This window comes from Xanthomonas sp. SI (assembly GCF_014236855.1).
In the GTDB taxonomy this organism is placed as follows: domain Bacteria; phylum Pseudomonadota; class Gammaproteobacteria; order Xanthomonadales; family Xanthomonadaceae; genus Xanthomonas_A.
Window position 1 is genome coordinate 4,538,235 of the sequence record NZ_CP051261.1, and the last position, 18,759, is coordinate 4,556,993.

The 18,759-nt window shown below is 62.1% G+C and carries 16 protein-coding genes; 6 read left to right on the forward strand and 10 right to left on the reverse strand.

Translation table 11 applies throughout. The features are described from left to right. Positions 1-117 precede the first annotated feature (117 nt). Entirely contained in the window at positions 118-1,383 is a 1,266-nt protein-coding gene (locus HEP75_RS19245) for a M1 family aminopeptidase (protein ID WP_255423907.1), read from the forward strand. 39 nt (positions 1,384-1,422) lie between these two features. On the opposite strand, the gene HEP75_RS19250 is transcribed toward HEP75_RS19245, so the two are convergent. Beyond that, positions 1,423-2,118 carry a DUF4142 domain-containing protein gene (locus HEP75_RS19250; protein WP_255423908.1) on the reverse strand — a complete coding sequence of 232 codons (696 nt, stop codon included), beginning with the start codon at positions 2,116-2,118 and terminating at the stop codon, positions 1,423-1,425. Positions 2,119-2,303: 185 nt separating this feature from the next. Beyond that, complete coding sequence (locus HEP75_RS19260; RefSeq protein WP_255423909.1) at positions 2,304-3,224, reverse strand: hypothetical protein; 921 nt, start codon at positions 3,222-3,224, stop codon at positions 2,304-2,306. A 245-nt stretch (positions 3,225-3,469) separates the two neighbouring features. Here HEP75_RS19260 and HEP75_RS19265 point away from each other — a divergent pair, with 245 nt between their 5' ends. Further along, a complete protein-coding gene (locus HEP75_RS19265; protein WP_255423910.1) occupies positions 3,470-4,279 on the forward strand; it encodes a hypothetical protein in 810 nt (269 codons plus the stop codon). 137 nt (positions 4,280-4,416) lie between these two features. Here the strand turns inward: HEP75_RS19265 and HEP75_RS19270 are convergent, their stop codons facing one another. From HEP75_RS19270 to vsr, 5 genes are all read right to left on the reverse strand, one after another. Further along, positions 4,417-6,060 (reverse strand): XVIPCD domain-containing protein, encoded by a 1,644-nt coding sequence (locus HEP75_RS19270; RefSeq protein WP_185824577.1) that lies wholly within the window; start codon positions 6,058-6,060, stop codon positions 4,417-4,419. After that, positions 6,057-6,545: a hypothetical protein gene (locus HEP75_RS19275; protein WP_185824578.1), complete on the reverse strand. Its 489-nt coding sequence runs from the start codon at positions 6,543-6,545 to the stop codon at positions 6,057-6,059. The genes HEP75_RS19270 and HEP75_RS19275 overlap by 4 nt, the downstream gene beginning before the upstream one ends. A 154-nt stretch (positions 6,546-6,699) precedes the next feature. After that, positions 6,700-7,299, reverse strand: a complete 600-nt coding sequence (locus HEP75_RS19280) for a hypothetical protein (protein ID WP_185824579.1) — start codon at positions 7,297-7,299, stop codon at positions 6,700-6,702. Between the two features lie 358 nt (positions 7,300-7,657). After that, positions 7,658-8,464: an endonuclease gene (locus HEP75_RS19285; protein WP_237652418.1), complete on the reverse strand. Its 807-nt coding sequence runs from the start codon at positions 8,462-8,464 to the stop codon at positions 7,658-7,660. Positions 8,465-8,474: 10 nt separating this feature from the next. Further along, positions 8,475-8,843 (reverse strand): DNA mismatch endonuclease Vsr, encoded by a 369-nt coding sequence (vsr, locus tag HEP75_RS19290; protein WP_185824581.1) that lies wholly within the window; start codon positions 8,841-8,843, stop codon positions 8,475-8,477. A 108-nt stretch (positions 8,844-8,951) separates the two neighbouring features. Here vsr and HEP75_RS19295 point away from each other — a divergent pair, with 108 nt between their 5' ends. Beyond that, complete coding sequence (locus HEP75_RS19295) at positions 8,952-10,337, forward strand: DNA cytosine methyltransferase (RefSeq protein ID WP_255423911.1); 1,386 nt, start codon at positions 8,952-8,954, stop codon at positions 10,335-10,337. A 158-nt stretch (positions 10,338-10,495) separates the two neighbouring features. On the opposite strand, the gene HEP75_RS19300 is transcribed toward HEP75_RS19295, so the two are convergent. The 3 genes from HEP75_RS19300 to aceE all read right to left on the reverse strand — a co-directional run bounded on the left by HEP75_RS19300 (position 10,496) and on the right by aceE (position 15,749). Next, the gene (locus HEP75_RS19300) at positions 10,496-11,365 is read right to left on the reverse strand and encodes a PIN-like domain-containing protein (protein ID WP_185824583.1); all 870 of its coding nucleotides are present in this window, start codon (positions 11,363-11,365) and stop codon (positions 10,496-10,498) included. A gap of 4 nt (positions 11,366-11,369) precedes the next feature. Then, positions 11,370-12,986: a DUF262 domain-containing protein gene (locus HEP75_RS19305; RefSeq protein WP_185824584.1), complete on the reverse strand. Its 1,617-nt coding sequence runs from the start codon at positions 12,984-12,986 to the stop codon at positions 11,370-11,372. Between the two features lie 72 nt (positions 12,987-13,058). Next, positions 13,059-15,749 carry a pyruvate dehydrogenase (acetyl-transferring), homodimeric type gene (aceE, locus tag HEP75_RS19310; RefSeq protein ID WP_185821220.1) on the reverse strand — a complete coding sequence of 897 codons (2,691 nt, stop codon included), beginning with the start codon at positions 15,747-15,749 and terminating at the stop codon, positions 13,059-13,061. Between the two features lie 237 nt (positions 15,750-15,986). Here aceE and HEP75_RS19315 point away from each other — a divergent pair, with 237 nt between their 5' ends. Genes HEP75_RS19315 through HEP75_RS19325 form a run of 3 tightly spaced genes read left to right on the forward strand, consistent with a single transcriptional unit; the run spans position 15,987 to position 18,747 of the window. Beyond that, positions 15,987-17,927: a SpoIIE family protein phosphatase gene (locus HEP75_RS19315; RefSeq protein WP_185826669.1), complete on the forward strand. Its 1,941-nt coding sequence runs from the start codon at positions 15,987-15,989 to the stop codon at positions 17,925-17,927. Next, a complete protein-coding gene (locus tag HEP75_RS19320) occupies positions 17,924-18,364 on the forward strand; it encodes an ATP-binding protein (protein WP_185824585.1) in 441 nt (146 codons plus the stop codon). The genes HEP75_RS19315 and HEP75_RS19320 overlap by 4 nt, the downstream gene beginning before the upstream one ends. Beyond that, the gene (locus tag HEP75_RS19325; RefSeq protein WP_185814168.1) at positions 18,361-18,747 is read left to right on the forward strand and encodes an STAS domain-containing protein; all 387 of its coding nucleotides are present in this window, start codon (positions 18,361-18,363) and stop codon (positions 18,745-18,747) included. Before HEP75_RS19320 ends, HEP75_RS19325 begins: the two co-directional genes overlap by 4 nt. Positions 18,748-18,759: the final 12 nt, after the last annotated feature.

The window sequence follows — 18,759 nt, forward strand, 5'->3', positions numbered from 1 at the left end:
TGGGCGAACCGGTACGCACGCGCAGCGTTGGTTGCCCTGGCCGCCGCATCGGCTGCCGCGGGCGCGGCGGTACCGTCCCCGGCGCCGGGGACGGGATTCGAGGTCGAACGCTACGCGGTGACCCTGCATCCCGATCTGGTCACCACCGCCGTCGCCGGGACACAGAGCATCACCCTGCGCGGCACGCAGCGGGTGTCGCAGCTGGTGTTCTCGCCCAACGCGTTGCAGCTGCACGCAGCGACGCTGGACGGGCGCGCGGTGACGGTGGTCAGGCGCGCCGACGGCATTGTCTTCGACCTGCCCGTGCCGCTGCAGAAGGGCGCGACCGCCACGCTCCGCTTCGCGCTGGAGGGCGTGCCGGCGCGCGGCCTGATCCGCGCCGGCGACGGCGTCTACAGCAGCTATTTCGCCTGCGACTGGATGGTCTGCCTGCAGGACGCGCCCGGCGACAAGGCCGAGTTCGCGCTCGACCTGCTGCTGCCGGCAGGCACGGCCTCGCTGGGCGTCGGCAAGGCGTTGCCGCTGCGCGCGCGCCGCGATGGCCTGGTCCTGCATCGCTGGCGCTCCACACGGCCCTACTCCGCCTACCTGTTCGGCTTCGCCGCGGGAACCTTCGCCAAGGCAACGGTCAAGACCGACGTGGGCGAGTTGGTGTACATGGACGCCACCGGGCAAGGGACCGACCTGGCGGCAGCGTTCGCACAGGCACCGGGCATCGCGCGCTTCCTGGCCGACAAGGCCGGCATCGCGCTGCCCGACCGGCGCTACACCCAATTGCGGGTGCCGGGACAGGAAGCACAGGAAGCCGCGACGTTCTCCCTGATCGGCCAGGAGGCACTGGAAGAGGACAACAAGGCACCGTCAGAGGCGTGGATCGTGGCCCACGAGATGGCCCACCAGTGGTGGGGAAATCTGGTGACCTGCGCGTCGTGGCAGGACTTCTGGTTGAACGAAGGCATCACCACCTTCATGACCGCAGCCTGGAAGGAACAGGCAGTCGGCGCGGACGCCTATCGGCAGGAGCTGGAACAGGCGCAGCGTCGGCTCGAGCGTGCCCGCGCCGCGGGATTCGACAAGCCGCTGGCCTGGTCGGGCAGCTATCCCTCCCTCGGCATGCGCCGCGCGGTCCAGTACAGCAAGGGTGCGCTGTTCCTCGCACATTTGCGCGAGCGCCTGGGCGAGCAGGCCTTCTGGAACGGCATCCGTGGATTCACCCGCGGCCATGCCGGAAAGACCGTCACCAGCCGCGATTTCCAGGCCGCGATGGAGCGCGCCAGTGGACAGGACCTGTCGGCCGTCTTCGCCGAATGGGTCTATGGCACCAATGAGTCGGCGCCAGCCGCGATACCGCCCGCGACGGCAACTGCTGCGCCGACCCGATGAGCAAGGCGTGGCAGATCGACGACCTGCCACGCCCCGCGCTCACATCGCCTTCTTGATCGCTTCCGCTTTCGCCAGATGCTGCTCGACGTGGGTCTTGGTCTCGGTCAGGTGCGCCTTGACCGGCTCCGTCGAGGCCGCCGCCGTCATCTGCGTGTCGATCAACTGCAAAGCCTCCTTGTGCCCGGCGATCATCGCGTCGATGTAGGCCGCGGCGTAGTCCTTGCCGGACTTCTGGCCCAGCGTCGTCAGCTCCTGCTCGCCCTTGTTCTCGAGTTGCTTGACGTCGGGCGTCTCGGCCAGCGTGCCGAGCGCCTTGGTCTTCTCCAGGTTCTCGGAGTGCTCTTTCTCCATCATCTTCGCGTACTCGAGCACCGCGCCGGTCACCTTCTTTTCCTGCGCCTGCTTAGCCGCGGCGATTTCGTTCTTGTCGACCGCCCCCAGCAAACCCAGCGCGATGTCGTCGCCGGAACTCGCACGCGCCGCGCCTTCCGGCGCCGGACTCGCCTCGCCGACCGGCGGCGTGGTGGGGGTGGCGGCGCCGCCCACCGGCGTCGGCTCGGTGCTCGCGGCCGGCGTGTCGGCCGTGGGTGCCGGCGCGCCGTTGTCCTTGTTCGGCTTGCACCCCGCGATGGCCAGTGCAGCCGCGATGGACAGGACCAACAGTGAATGTTTCATGTGCGATTCCCTCTTGGATGGGAGCATCAGCATCGCGCCATGCAGGTGAAGAAGGCTCATGCAATTTCCCTGAATTCTTCAGTTCGCCGCTTCACGCAATGCGCACTCGGCGGATTGCACGTCGGCATATCGCCACCTCCAGACGGACGGCGGCAAGCGGCGACATCGCGCTCCCGACACCGCAGCTCTTCGTGATGCGCTGCACGTCGATCGTCAGGATCGATCGCATGCTGCACGTCCATCACTCAGTACTTGAGCGCATCCGCCGCAGGCGCAAGCGGCGCGAACCGCGCGCCGGTGAAATCGTGCAACAAACGGAAAACCGCTTCGCCTTCCTGCGCATAGCGCCGAAAATCGCTTTTGACGAGGCGGTACAGGCAACCGTCGCGGGCGAACACCAGATCGCCGCCATCCCAATCGGCCCAGTCGGTGCCGGGCAGGTCCAGCAGCACGGCGCCCTCACGGTCCAGCACACGATGGTCCAGGCTGTACCACGCTTCGTTTTCGCGGCCGATCGCATGCAGCAGCGATTGCAGCCGGCGTCCGCTGGCGCCAGCCTTCTCCCATACACGCGGCCAGTTGAAGCGATAGAGCGTGGTGGAACTCATGCCACCGGTTTCGCCCTCACCTGCATCGATCGCCTGCCAGCCGTCGCGCTGCCGCAGCACGCCATCGATCGGCTGGTCTTCGCCGCCGCCAGAGCCACGACCGAACGGCCGGACCTCCATGTCGTGCGGTACCTGGAAGCCGGTCGGCAGCGGAAAGGGATCGCGGCCTTGCTGCGGGCGATGGTTCAACAGCAGCGTGCGTTCGTCCTCGAACATGCCGCCTCCGCCCCAGCAGTCGCCCTTCGGCCACAGCGCCAGCGCGGTGAAGAACGGCGGACGCGACAGCGCCGTCCACGTGACGAAATCGCCGTGTTGCTTTGAAGCGAAATACACCAGCAGCCGGCCCGACGGCGACAGATCGCAGCGCCGCTCGTAGATGCGGCCCTTGAACCATTGCCCATGTTCGAAGCTGTCGTCGCGCAGGTCCCAGCGGATCAGCTGCACCTGCTTGCTGGGCCCGCGGCGGAAGATCACCCCGCTGCGCGCGTCGCGCGCCAGCAGCGCGTAGAGCCGCGTGGCCGGGGGACGCTGTTCCTGGTCGTTCTGCATCAGTCGCATGCCATCGCTTCCATGACAGCGCAGGCTGCACGAACCTCGCGCGCATGACAAGTCTGGCACGCATTGCGCCCACAGCCTGAATAAGATGCACGTTCGCCCCTCCCAACGATCTAACCAAAGACGATGTGATAGCGAACAAGCGGAATTGGCTGCGCGGCGCCGCCACGCGCATGACACTATCGCGCTGGAATTGGCGCCGCGTGGTGGGTTTGTCGGTTATCTGAAAGCGGAGTGAGAGACCAAGCATGGCGAAGACGCATCATTCCCTGAAGCTAAAATGGCTCGCCTGCGCGGCGATCGCGGCGCTATGTAGCGCGGCTTGCTCGGCGCAGCCGCTTGCGGCAGCCTCCAAGGCAAGACAAAGCAACGCGCAACCCGCGTCGCCCGCAACATCGGGGGAAACGTTGAAGCCCGGCGAATACCTGACCGAAAAGGGATGGGGGCGGCTGCTGCTCGACAAGCAGAACGGGACGTTGATGTTTTCCCTGGAAAGCACCTCCGGGGGAGACATGTGCCTGCTGGATGGAGCGATCCAAGGCGACCACGGCATCGCAAAGGGCGACGCTGGCGTTCCTTCCTGCAGCGTGAAGTTCACGGCCAATGCGTATGGCATCGAGGTGAAGGCGGCCACACCTACCGAGTGCAAGGCCTTCTGCGGCTACAACGCGGGCTTCGAAGCGCCCTACCTGCGGATGGCCGAAGGGTGCGGCCGGGACGACCTCGATCGCACACGGACTGCGTTCAAGCGTTTTTACGATGGCAAAAACTATAAGGCGGCGCTGACCACCTTGTCCCCGGCACTGACGAATTGCTTGCCAACGCTGGAATGGGAAGAAGAAGGCGCCATTCGCAACGACCTGGCCATCACCCAGTACAAGAACGGGTTGTATGCGCAGTGCCTGGCCACGCTCGACAAGTATGCCGAGGACGCCGGCAAGGACGACGACGCAGTGGTGGAAGGATGGACGCCGACGCTGGCGGATCGCTACGTGGCGATCGTGCGCGCGGCAAGGACCAACATCGGCTTGTGCCGTAAAGGCGCAATGAAGAAGTAGGCCCCAAAGGAATGGAGTGATGAGGACAACACGCATTCGCCAGCGGTACTGGTGGATGCGGAGTTGCGGACACTCACCTATCCGTTGTCATTCTGGCGGCACCGGGCAACACGAAGGAGCCCGCTGCCTCGATAACGTCACCCCAGCGACTGCCCTTGATTTCTAGACAAGTCGCGTTGCTGGGTCATCGCTTGTTCCTGAGCAATTGCCTGGTTCGCCACCATAAGTTTGGCGTCTGATTGCTCTACCGGTGTCTGCGTCGCTTGCTGTACGAGGACATGGGCACGCAGGTGCGCGGGATCGTTCAACTCACCTTGAACCGCGAACAGACGCTCGGGACCAGCGACGACATGATCCACCCTGGTCAATGCATTGCCGGATAGCGAGGCGCTGGAAGCATTCGGATACTGGTCTCGATTGTCCTTGCAGGCGGCGAGAAGGCTCCTGCACACGCGCTCGCTGCTCTCATCGAATGGCACGCCGGCCTGGTTGCCGAGCCGCTGCACTCCCTCCCTGATTTGCAGGAGCATTGCGTGATCGGGGTGCGCAGGATTGTCGGGTCCGGTCCTGCCACCGTGCTGTTGCGGAGCGGGCCGAAGTTCCGGTGCATGAGGATCCACATGCAGCAGCCGTTGCGTCTGGCCTCCCTGCTGCACATTGAGATCGGTGGTGCCATCTTGGTTTCGAGCGCGCGTCAGATTCTCGCGCGCGACAGAGCTCCATTCACCGTTCAAGAAGGCATGGCCCTGCCCATGCTTGTTCCAGTTGACCAGATCATTCCCTGCGGCATAGAAGCCCGGCCCATTGAAGCGCTCTGGGTGCGCGCGATCCGCAGGACCGTATTGATGCGTCGCGCCTCTATCCAAAGCCCCGATGAACTGCCCTGAGCGATCGTCATGGATGAACAGGTTTTTGATGACCGGGTACTCGTGCGGCAAGTTTTGGTGCGTCCTGTCCGCAGTGAGGGCGGTTGGATTGACAAGCGGATCAGCCAGGACACTCGCCCATGCCGTCGAGAGAGGGCTTTCTCGATTCGCGTTGCGCAGTGCGTTGACGACCTCAGCCCCCCTCAGGGCGTCGTCACGCCCCAGCTCAAAGTAGTCGTTCCGACCCGAGCGTTTGGGGAGAAGTCCGTCGATGGCAGCACTGACGTCTGCCACAGAGTCATACTGATTGCCCTCAAGCTTGCGAATCATTGGTGCAGCGCGTACTTCGTTCTGGTTGTACACCTTGCCAACCATCGCCGCCAGTTTCACTTGGTCGTCGAGTGAAGCGTTCTGATACAGGTTGCTTCGCTGCAGAGGCGCAATGGCATGATCCATCAGTTTGTCGATCTGGGCGATGTCGCGATCGTGCACCCAAGTGATACCGGCGTCCGAGGACAAGAACGCGTCCAACCGCGATTTGACATCCGCATCCAGCGGGCGCCCGTGGTCGCTTCTGATCGCATCTCCATCACGACCAAGATCCGCAATCGCTCTCGTCGCCTGATCTTCGGTCAACACCGACTGTGGCTGATGCGCGCTCGCCCAGCCCTGGTACGCATTGATCAAGTCCCTTGGAACGTTTTCGCCATTAGGATCATTGGGCTGATAGTGCTGCCCAAGATCCGTTTGGATGGTACCGATCGAATAGCCGCTTTTGTCCGCCGGTTCGAGTGTCGGCGTTGACGCCTTGTCGCCTGCAACAGCCAGTCGATATGCATCGTATCGACTCTCGGAGGTGACACCCACCGCGAAGTAGAGGGTCGCGCGCAGCTCCTGGTCTGTGAGCGCACTCATTGTTCGTCCTCGGGATCCGTACAATCCTTGTCAAAAGGCACTTCCTTCCCAGCGATGTCCGGATGAAGCGCGACGCTACGGCGGTAGACAGAACCGTACTTCTGATATTGAACAAGTTGCCCATTTTCCAGCCGGAACTGATCCTCTGGCCCTGAAAACGCGGGGCATGCGGCGTAGCTCTTTCCCCCGTCATCGCTGCAGTAGCGGACATACAACGTGTCTCCACGCACTTGTCCCTGCAGTTGCCCATCATTGCCGTGGGCGTTCGTCGCCTCGCTCCAATCTCCCGTGACGCGATCGCCATGCTGCTGCAGATGCAGGCTCAGATAGTGGCCCAAGTCGCATTTCTTGGCATACGCCCACTCCCCGGAAAACGGAGTGGCCTTGCTCGCGGAAGCGGAGCTTGCACACGAGGTGATCAACCCCATCGCTACAACCAGCGCGGCCACGGGAAAACACGGCCTGGATCGCACTTGCTCAGCCATTTCGGTCACTCCTTGGACATGCCTGCGGCTCGTATGCGCGGAAGATAGCAACTAGACCTGAGGCATTCCATACATCTCCTGCGAGATGAACCGGCAACGCTCCGCCAGCCAGCCCACCGGCGGAGCGTTCTTGCCTCACCTCAGCCATGTGGAATCAATGCAGCCGCCCGCTTCCCGCAGGCGGCGCGTCCACCTCCAACGCATAGACCGCCCGCTCCTCGCGTACGCCGTTGGGCGTCGGTTCGCGCAGCGGCTGGTGCTCGATCTGCAGCAGCAGCGCCCGCATCGCGTTCGCTGCCTCGCAGAGCGTGTCGTCCACTTCCGGTAATGCCTGGCCGGCACGCGCGGTTGCATCGCCGGCCGCCACCGCCCGGGCGTGGGCCGAGACGGTCTCGGCCAGCAGGGTGAGCTGGTCGAGTTGCGCCAGCGTGACGCGGAAGGCGCCGCCGCCCGCGTCCGGCGCCACCTCGACGGTGGCAGCGGGCCGGGCGCCGTGCGTCGTGTCGGTCCGCTGCGCAGGATAGGACAGCGCGTCCAGCACCAGCTCCGCCTGGTCGGCCAACAGCTCCAGACAGACCGCCAGCTCGCCCATGCGCACCTTGGGCTCGGCGGCACGCTCCTCGTCCGGCGTGCGCGGCTGCGCCAGCCGGACCAGGAACCTCACGTGATCGCGCAGCTTCGCCAGCCGGAACTGGCTCTCCTCCGGCAGGAAATAGCCGGGCATGGCTTCATCGTCCAAACGGTCGTACGACATCGTTGCCTCCTCGTTCCATGAAGGGGTCCGCCCGCCACAAATGGCGGACGGGAAGTCGGGAGGTTCGAAACCGCACGTAGACGGCGGGCGTATTTCCCCGAAGGGTGTTGTATTAGCCGCCCTCCCGACGCAGGCATCGCGTCGGCTTGCGCCCGAGACTCGGGCACAAAAAACCCACCGGTTTGTCGGAGGTGGGTGCCGCTACGTGAGGAGTTTCGACGCTCCTTGTAACTAAGATGCTATCAGCAGCTTTGCATGTCAATACCCGGCAAGCAAGGCAAACTTTAAATCAGTCACATTTTTGAATTTTTTACTGAAAACCCACGCTTACCCTCCAAAAGTCACGACTATCACTTATTTATCCACGACCTCTTCGGTATACGTCCAGGTCCTCCGAAGTAATACATGCGGCAGGAACAAGCTCATATTGCTCCTCAGCAACCACCTTAATATCGTCGTCCTGCATTGCCAACTCGAACATCGCGATTCGCCCATTCGGCATAAACTGCGCAGAAACCGCTCGACATCTTAGATTCGGAAATTTCTCTATACAACAAGCGATATCTTGTTCGGTTTGTTGCCTACCATGCCGATCCTTTCCACCTTTCGCCTGAACCGGAATGACATATTGAGAACCGTAGCGATCAACGCCTACGTAGAGCTCGTCGATCTCAATTTGCCCAATCCCTTTAACGGTTGTACGCAGATGATTTTGGAGCGAAGATGCCGTGACCCCCAAGAACACATCGATTAGGCGGTTATATCTGACCTTCGCCAGCAGCGCCTGCTCGTCGCCAAGAGCATATGCCCCGATTATTTCGGGGGTAGCATCCGGGATTTTTATCACAAGCCTATTGGACCGCGGAGTGATATCCAAGGGGGCGACCAAACGGAACTCGTACTTAGCGCGCCCCACTCCGAAGATACCCCACTCGTACCCCTCAGGAGCCGTCTCAACGATGGAATCAGGCAACGGCACTCTGTACTTGAATGCGTAGATCGCATCACCCAAATTTTTTATTTGATCTATACCTTTTTCGGTCGCCACCCTCTCGAACTCCTCCCGCTCGAATGCGACCCGCCTACTCCCTTGCGTGTAATGGCGTCGGAATACCTCGGCAATGATCTCCGAATAGCGATTCGGCTTCTTAGCTACAAGTCCCACGACACCCTTCCTAGTCATCGATCATACGTACAAGTCTATCCGAAAGCTTAGAAGGATTTCTCAGCTCGCACTCCCATACCGTAAGTACCTGCCAGCCAAGCTTACGCAACATCCTCCGCTTCTTCGCATCTCGCTTCCGGTTGGCATCGATCTTAGGCCCCCAATACTCCGTCCTGGACTTCGGCATTTTGTTTCGTTTGCACGCATGTCCATGCCAGAAGCATCCGTGGACGAAGATGACCGTCTGACGACCAGGAAGGACCACATCAGGCGTACCTGGCAGGTCTCGTCTATGCAGCCTGAATCTGAACCCGAGTCCGTGCAGCAATGATCGCAGCGCAAGCTCTGGCTTGGTGTTCTTCGAGCCTATCCGCGACATAAGCCAACTGCGTCGCTCTGCAGTCAACCTGTCCACGAGCAACCCATCTCATGCCGTGAGACGGCTCTCTTGCAATGTCCACCACCCTCAAGAGAAGGATCTCTGACCATGCAGAACGACCTCTTCCGATCGACAAATGATCGCGGGCACACTATACTTCCACCCATGAACAGACCCCTTGGAATCGACCTCTTCGCCGGTGCCGGCGGCCTTAGCCTTGGCTTTGAACAAGCTGGATTCGATGTAGTTGCGGCAGTAGAAATCGATCCAGTCCACGCCTCGGTCCATGAGTACAATTTTCCGCATTGTCAGGTGATTCCGCAATCAGTTACAGAGCTGAACGGCTCACGCATCCGCGCTGCGGCCGGGATAGGCGAACGTACTGTTGACGTAGTCTTTGGCGGCGCCCCCTGTCAAGGCTTCTCCCTTATTGGGCGGCGCGCACTGGACGACCCAAGAAATTCGCTGGTGAAGGACTTCGTGCGGATCGTTCGAGAACTGGACGCTAGCTACTTCGTCTTCGAAAACGTTAAAGGGCTTACTGTCGGCAAGCATCGGAAATTTCTTTTCGAAATCATCGAAGAGTTCAAGGAAGCAGGCTATGACGTAGTTGAGGACTGGAAAGTTCTCAACGCCTGCTCGTATGGAGTCCCCCAAGATAGGCAGCGGCTTTTTCTACTTGGCGCCAAGCGAGGGCTTCCGCTTCCATCCTATCCAACACCAACGACGCGCAAACCAGGAAGTGCGGAGACTGCGCTTCCCACAGCGCCAACTTGCCTAGACGCTTTGGGCGACCTGCCGGACGCAGAACGGTACGCTCGGCTGAATGGGAACGACGAGGCGCGCATTGCGAGGTGGAGCGATCCCAGCAGCTACGCAGCCCTTATGCGCTGCTCGGATTCGGCAGGCTGGGCTTACGGATACAAACGGGATTGGGACCCAACTCTTTTGACTTCGAGCGCTCGTTCCAATCATAGCGACATCTCACGCGAACGTTTTGCGGCAACTCTCCCCGGCGAGGTCGAGCCCGTTTCTCGATTCTTCAAGCTCCATCCCGGGGGGGTCTCTAATACTCTTCGTGCCGGCACCGATTCAGCGCGCGGAGCTTTTACTAGCCCGCGCCCCATCCATTACAAGTGGAAACGCTGCATCACAGTGCGCGAAATGGCGCGACTTCACGGATTTCCCGACTGGTTCCGCTTCAACACGACTAAGTGGCACGGAGCGCGCCAGATAGGAAATGCTGTTCCGCCGCCTCTAGCTCGGGCGGTCGCAAGCGAGGTTATACGCGCACTAGGAGTCAAACCGCAGCGTCCCAAGAAGGTGATTGCACTTGGCAACAGCGCTCTACTGCGATTCGGGACAACAGAGGCGTCCCATTATTGGGGCATTTCCAATCCAATTGGCCGCAGAGATAAGAAAAGCGGGATCAAGAAGCGAAAGCAGTCGGATATCATGCAAGGCGCCTTATATTATTCGGCACCATTGGATTGACGCCTACACCTTAGCTATTGACTACTTAGCAATGCCTGCATGCGCTGAATCCAGTGCATGCATATAAAAACGGTGTGAGGTTCACTTACAGCTAGAAGTGAACCTGACCCCGTTATTCGCGGCATGAAAACGTGGGGAAACCTTAGAACTTGACCCCGTTACTCCGATGCATCGACTTCACCGGTAGAAGCTCCCGGCGAACTGGGCGGCGTCGCGTTCGAGCTTACCCCGACAGCAGCGACGACCTCCTTGCCTAGCACGTCAAGCGACCACACTTCGAAGGACACTCCCGTCAGAGCCAATACTTCGGCAGCGAGAATCGGATGCGCTACCCCTGCCAAGCTCCAGTCCAACTTCTTGTCATCAGTGACCAAAACCACGTGTTTGAATTCCGCACCTTCCGATTTCTTTGTGAGTAGCCCAAATAAGAAGTCTGCCCAAACGAAGAAGTCGCCATCTGCGTCGTCCTTGAACCCGGGAGGTGTGCGCGTGCGCCTTCTCTGATGGGCGATTTCCTGGAATCTCAAGCGCGGCACGTAGCCCACATGGGCCTTATCCGACAAAATTGCACAGACACTTGCAAGATGACTAATTGTCGATTTATCGCGAATGTAACCGTAGTCTGAGCCGAGCTCACCTAGCAAAGAATGCGCCTTCACTGCAGTATCGCCGAACGCCCCGTCAACTTTTTGAATCTCAGCCGCCAACGCATCGAAGTGCTTTTTCACCTGGGCGGGCACTGACTGCATCGCTGCAAATTGATTGTTCCAAAACTCCTGAATCACCTGCCCAGGAAGCACTAGCGGGGCATCATGCTTCCCAGAGAAATAGTCAATAATGTCTGCTCTTTGTTTATGACCAGCGAGCTTCAGCAGGACATTGGCGTCCAGCCCGATAGCGATATCTCCAAGCTTAAACTCTGCCTTCTTCTTGTAGACAACGGCCGCCGCGAGCATTTCGACTGCTGCGATCGGCACTCGACGATCGAGAACATTCTCGATCTCACTAAGATGGTCGACGGAAGGCATCTGATCAGCACCACACTTGACGCGCAGAGTCCGAAAGGTTTTTACCAATTTCTTCAATAGCGCTCGCATCCCATACATCAAAGGCTTCCAAAGCTTGAACAATTTCACCATCTACTGCGGATGGTAGCAATGCGTTCTTTACGCCCTCCCAAGTACTGGCTGCTTTTGGGCGCCGTTCAAGCTCGGTCAAAATCACATTGCCAATCGTCGCACCCCAGTACGAGAGATCTTCATCACTTAGGCCATTCCACACACCCTGCTGTCGTGGCGCGATGAAATGAAGTACTCCAATCGATTCTGGCGTCATTTCATTTTGGATAATCGATCGACGCAAGAACGTGAGCACACCCTTATTGAAAGACCTTCTCTTTAATTGATCCAAGAAGAGCTCGTCTTCTGGATCAAGATCGCGCAACGCCGCCTCCGCAGACCTCCAGTCATTAGCGCTTTTAACAGATCGCGCAGCCTCACTGAGTTGACGCTCAACATTGCCGGTACCCAGGTTTCCGACGACTATTCTTCGCACAACCAATCTCAGCACATAGCGCATTCCCTCTATCGAATCTGGAACATTAGCAATGGCCAATAGTAGTGGACGCACTGATATTACACCCAGGCTATTGAGGGCAGAAAATATTTTCAGAGCATCCGACTCCGCTGGCCCTTCCAACGTTGGATCAATCATTTGCAAGTAGAGCGGAAGATGCGCACTGAGGATTGCCATTAATTCTGGAATTGATGGCGGGCTGCGCGACCCAAAGACCTGACGACCGGCTATGAAATCAAAAAGATCTTTTGGAAGGACGTGACCAGCCTCGATAGTGATCACATGCCTGATGTACTGGACAAATGAATTAGATCCATTGAGGGAGAAACTTCGCGCAATTCGTTGCCATTGCTGATACAGCTCATCGCGCTTGGTCTTTGGCGTCTGACTAAGGACATAGTTCTTCAGCAAGTCAGCAGTTGTCAGCTCTTTTCCTCGAGTATTGATGACCTCGAAGACACGGTAGGCGGATGCAGAATCGGGGTGAACAAAGACTGCGAAGTAGAGTCGATTAGTTATGAAATCCGTCCAAGCGCCAAGCCTTTTGAAGGGATCATCAGCGAGGTCTTTTCTTAGCTGGTCCTTTAGGAATTTGTACGCCTCAGACATGACATGGGAGATCGAGCCACCAGTATCACCCAGTACGAGGGGTGGGGCTCCTGTCGACAAGAGGGCTTGAAGAGTTACGTCGTCCTGTCCGTCCGACAGGATCACCCTCGGATGGACTTCGTCAGTGTCGTAATCAATTGAACTCAAGAAGTCCGCGTGAATTCGTTCGGCAAGTGCCTTCCTCCCGGCAAACAGAGCCTCTTGATAGAGAGCCCCCGCAAGAAGGGTGAGCGTCAAGATCCTCTGCTGGCCGTCGACAACATGCTTCCTACCGCCGTCATCCGTGAGGATCAACAGGCCAAGGAAGTAAGAATCTTCGTTGATGGCCTTCTTGAGGTCATTCCAGAAGTCCGATACCTCATCTAATTGCCAAGCATATTCTCGCTGGTAGGGCGGTATCTCAAGAGTCGAGCTCGACATCAGCGTACCAGCAGTTGTCGCCGAAGCATTCAGAGGGGTGTGCATCGATTGTCCTTCAGTGATGCGAGTAGGATGCATTGCCTACAAAAAACCCCCGGCGATGCGGGGGTTTTAATTTCAGACTCCGACCGGATTCGACTTCTCCGGATCGATCTTGTATTGCTTGATCGCCCGAGCCACATCCTTCCCGGTCATCTTCCCATCCTTCGCCAGCGCCGCAATCGCGGCATGCGCGATGTAGTACCGGTCCACTTCGAAGAAGCGGCGCAGGTTAGCGCGGGTATCCGAACGGCCGAAGCCATCGGTGCCCAGCACGGTGTAGTGCGTCGGCACGAAGGCGCGGATCTGGTCGGCAAAGGCGCGTACGTAGTCCGTTGCCGCAATTACCGGGCCCTGGCGGCCTTCCAGCAGCTGGGTGACGTAGGGCTTGCGCTGCTCGCCTTCCGGATGCAGGCGGTTCCAGCGCTCGGCGTCGAAGCCGTCGCGGCGCAGTTCGTTGAAGCTGGGGCAGGACCAGATGTCGGCGGTGACGCCGAAGTCCTTGTCCAGCAGCTCCGCCGCGGCGATGGCTTCGCGCAGGATGGTGCCCGAGCCCAGCAGCTGCACGCGCAGTTCGCCCTTCTTGGGCTTGCCGGCGTCGGTCAGCAGGTACATGCCCTTGATGATGCCGTCCTCTGCACCGGCCGGCATTTCCGGGTGGGTGTAGTTTTCGTTCATCAGGGTGATGTAGTAGTACTCGTCCACCTGCTCTTGCATCATCCGCTTCATGCCGTACTGCATGACCACGGTGACTTCGTAGCCGAAGGTGGGGTCGTAGCTGCGCACGTTGGGGATGGAGCCGGCGATGACCTGGCTGAAGCCGTCTTCGTGCTGCAGGCCTTCGCCATTCAAGGTGGTGCGGCCGGCGGTGCCGCCGAGCAGGAAGCCGCGGGTGCGCATGTCCGCCGCCTGCCAGGCGATGTCGCCCACGCGCTGGAAGCCGAACATGGAGTAGTAGATGTAGAACGGCAGCATCGGCACGTTGCTGACCGAGTAGCTGGTGCCGGCGGCCAGCCACGAGGAGATCGCGCCCGGTTCGCTGATGCCCTGCTGCAGCACCTGGCCGGACTGGTCCTCGCGGTAGAACATCAGCTGGTCCGCGTCCACCGGCTTGTACTTCTGGCCGAACGGGGCGTAGATGCCGATCTGGCGGAACATGCCTTCCATGCCGAAGGTACGCGCTTCGTCGGCCACGATGGGCACGATGCGCGGGCCCAGGTCCTTGTCGCGCAGGGCGATGTTGAGGCTCTGCACGAAGGCCATGGTGGTGGAGTAGCTGCGCTCGCCACTGGACTTGAGCAGGCGGTCGTACTTGTCCAGGCCGGGCACGGTGAACGACTGATCGGCCTTGCGGCGGCGCTGCGGCAGGTAGCCGCCGAGCGAGGCGCGGCGTTCCTGCAGGTACTGCACTTCCGGCGAGTCCGGGCCGGGGTGGTAGAACGGCACCTGCTCGGCATCGGCCAGCTGCTTGTCGCTGAGCGGGATGTTGAAGCGGTCGCGGAACGCGCGCACGGCGTCGTCGTCCAGCTTCTTGGTCTGGTGGGTGGGGTTGAGCGATTCGCCCGAGGAACCCATGCCGTAGCCCTTGACCGTCTTGGCCAGGATCACGGTGGGCATGCCCTTGGTGTTCACCGCCTGGTGGTAGGCGGCGTAGACCTTGTGCGGGTCGTGGCCGCCGCGGTTCAGGCGCCAGATGTCGTCGTCGGACAGGCCGGCGACCATGGCCGCGGTCTCCGGGTATTTGCCGAAGAAGTTGGCGCGGGTGTAGGCGCCGCCGAAGGCCTTGCAGTTCTGGTATTCGCCGTCGACGGTTTCCATCATCAGCTTGCGCAGCACGCCGTCGGTGTCGCGCGCCAGCAGCGCGTCCCAGTAGCCGCCCCACAGCAGCTTGATGACGTTCCAGCCGCCGCCGCGGAACACGCCTTCCAGCTCCTGGATGATCTTGCCGTTGCCGCGCACCGGGCCGTCCAGGCGCTGCAGGTTGCAGTTCACCACGAAGATCAGGTTATCCAGGCCTTCGCGGCCGGCCAGGGCGATGGCGCCCAGGGTTTCCGGCTCGTCGCTCTCGCCGTCGCCAATGAAGCACCACACCTTGCGGTCGGACTTCTCGATCAGGCCGCGGTGCTCCAGGTACTTCATGAACTGCGCCTGGTAGATGGCGCTGAGCGGGCCCAGGCCCATCGACACGGTGGGGGTCTGCCAGAAGTCCGGCATCAGCCACGGGTGCGGGTAGGAGGAGATGCCCTGGCCGTCCACTTCCATGCGGAAATGGTCGAGCTGGGTCTCGTTGATGCGGCCTTCGAGGAAGGCGCGGGCGTAGATGCCCGGGGCGCTGTGGCCCTGGATGTAGAGCAGGTCGCCGGGGTGCTTGTCGGACGGGGCGCGCCAGAAGTGGTTGAAGCCCACGTCGTACAGGGTGGCGGCCGAGGCGAAGGAGGCGATGTGGCCGCCCAGGTCGCCGGGCTTGCGGTTGGCGCGGACCACGGTGGCCATGGCGTTCCAGCGGATGATCGAGCGGATCTTCCACTCGATGGCCGCATCGCCCGGGCTCTTGGCCTCGTTGGCGGGCGCGATGGTGTTGACGTACTCGGTGGTCGGCGAGAACGGCAGGTAGGCGCCGGAACGACGGGTCAGTTCGACCATGTCCTCCAGCAGCTGATGCGCGCGTTCGGGGCCCGCGACATCGATGACGGCCTTGAGCGATTCGATCCACTCCTGGGTCTCAGTGGGGTTCGGATCGTTCTGCAGCACCTCGTTCAACCAGTTCATAGCGCTCCCGTAGGTCGCACGCACGCGCGCGATTGCATGTGTTTTTCGAAGCCTCCAAGTGTAGCGCAACCGCCCCGCCGGACCTCGTACGGCAGCGTATGGAACGGACTGTCACATTGGCCTGGGACCGCGCGCGCCCCGGACGCGCGGCGGGGCGCGGCTGCGCTTATGATCGGGGCCGACTCCCGCGGAAACGCCGCCATCGCCGCTCTCTCGCCAGTGCAGGACGCTTCAGCGGTGGCCTGGCGGCACAGCCTGCGCACCCGGCTGATGCTGTGGGGCAGCCTGATCCAGGTGGCGCTGCTGCTGGGCCTGGCGGTGCTGTTCTACCTGGGCGCGCGCCAGGTGGTGGTGCGCAATGCGCGCGAGGAGGTGGCCGGACTGGCGCAGCAGACCGCGCGCAGCCTGGACGCCACGCTGGGCTCGGTGCAGGTGAGCGGGCGCACGTTGGCCGCTGGCGCCTCGGCGGTCGGGCGCCAGCCGTTCAACCTGCGCAGCCTGCTGCACGCCACCCTGGAGGGCGATCCGGACATCGCCGGGGCGCTGCTGGTGATCGAGCCGGGCGCGCTGAAAGGCGACGACCGCGGCTTCGCCTGGCACCTGCGGCGGGCCAACGGCCGGGTGACCGAGCAGCCGGCCGATGCGCTGGCCTACGACTACCGCACCATGCCCTGGTACCGGCGCACGCTGACGGCGTCGGCGCCGTGGTGGTCCGAGCCGTACAGCGACGCGTCCACCGGCGGCGATTACCTCACCACCTACAACCTGCCGCTACGCCTGCCCGGGGACGACACGGGGGCGCCGGCGATCGGCATGGTCAGCGTGGATGTGCCGCTGAAACGGCTGCAGGCGATCGTCGGCGAACTGCCGGCCAGCGCCGGATTGCAGCCGATGCTGCTGTCGCCGGACGGTCTGTTCGTGCTGCATCCGGACCCGGCGCTGCGCTTCCGCCGCACCCTGGAGGCGCACGTGGCACGCGCGCGGCCGGACCTGTCGCCACTGGCCGCGGCGGTGGCCGCGCACGTGCCGGTGCGCTTTTCCCACACCGCGCCCGACGGCGAGCGCTACCTGACCCAGAGCGCGGCGGTCGGCGATACCGGCTGGACCTTCGCGCTGACCGTGTCCGAGCGCTACATCGTGGCCGGGCTCAACCGCATCGCGCTGTGGGTGGGGCTGGGCGGCGGCACCGCTTTGCTGCTGTGGCTGTGGCTGCTGCACCGCTACACCGCGCGGCTGGCGCGGCCGATCGAGGACCTGACCAATTCGGCCGGGCATTTCAGCCAGGGCGAGTTCGACTATCCGCTGCGGCATGTGGAACGGCACGACGAAGTGGGGGTGATGGCGCGCGCCTTCGACAGCGCGCGCGGTTCGATCAAGCTGCAGTTGGAAGAGATCGCCACGCTGGCGCAGGCGCGGCAGCGGATGCAGAGCGAGCTGTCGATCGCGCGCGACATCCAGCAGGCGATGCTGCCGGACGGGCGCACCTTCGACAGCGCGCATAAGCATCTGGAAACCTACGCGCTGCTGGAACCGGCGACGATGGTCGGCGGCGACTTCTACCAGTTCTTCGAAACCGAGCCGGGGCTGCTGTGGTTCGTGGTCGGCGACGTGTCCGACAAGGGCGTGCCGGCGGCGCTGTTCATGGCGCGGGCGATGACCGTGCTGGAGGTGGCCGCGCGCCGCCACACCCGGCCGGACGCGATCCTGATCGCGGCCTCGCAGCGCATGGTCGACGGCAACGACACCTGCATGTTCGCCACCGTGCTGTGTGGGCTGATCGATGTGCACAGCGGCGACTACTGGCTGTCCAGCGCCGGCCACGAGCCGCCGGTGCTGCTCGGCGCCGACGGCCATGCGCAACTGCTGGCGGTGGAATCCGGGCCGCCGCTGGGCATCGAATCGCAGACGCGCTACCCCGTGGTACGCGGCCGCCTGGCCGCCGGCGCCACGCTGCTGAGCTATACCGACGGCATCACCGAGGCGATGGACGCGCGCCTGCAGGCCTACGGCGCCGAGCGGTTGCTGGCCGCGCTGCAGCCCGGCATCGACGCGCAGGCGCAGTGCGCGCGGGTGCTGGCCGACGTGCACGCGTTCACCGCGGCCGCACCGCAATCCGACGACATTACATTGCTGGCGATCCGGTTGCGCCAGGATCCGACCCGGGAGGGAAGCCCATGAAACTACGTCTGCAGATGGTGCCGGCGCTGGACACGCTGGCGCAGCTGAGCGACACGCTGGAGGCCGCGCTGCTGCGCCATGGCGTGGTCCTGGACCACGTGCACCGGGCGCGGCTGATCGTGGAGGAACTGGCCTGCAACACGCTCGAGCACGGCCACCTGGCCAGCGAACAGCCGCCGGTGGAAGTGCTGTTGCAGGTGGACACCGGCGCGTTGGTGCTGGAATTCCACGACAGCGGCCCGGCCTTCGACCTGCGCACGGCGCCGGCGCCGGACCTGGACGCGGACATCGCGCAGCGCCAGATCGGCGGCCTCGGCCTGCATCTGGTGCGGCAACTCGCCGACCACATCGACTACCGCCACGACGCCGGCCGCAACGTCGTGTGTATCACCTTGCTGCACCCCTTCGGCCCCATCCCCCAGGAGTTCCCCGCATGACCACGTTGAGCCTGCAGATCGACCCCACCCAGGACAGGCGCCAGCGCATCACCCTCAGCGGGCGCCTGGACACCCACACCTACCAGGCCCTGGACGAGGCGCTGGCGCCGCTGCTGGCCACCCAGATCACCACCCTGGTGCTGGACCTGTCGCACCTGGACTACATCAGCAGCGCGGGCATCCGCTCGATCTTCAAGGCGCGCAAGGTGCTGGCCACCCGCGACGGCCGCGTGCTGGTGGTCAACCCGCAACCGCAGATCCGCAAGGTGTTCGACGTGGTCAAGGCGGTCCCGTTGAACGAGATCTTCACCTCGGTGCAGGAACTGGACGAGTACCTGGACGAGATGCAGCGGCGGGTGTTGGAGGAAGGCGACGGCGGCTGAATTCGGCGAGGT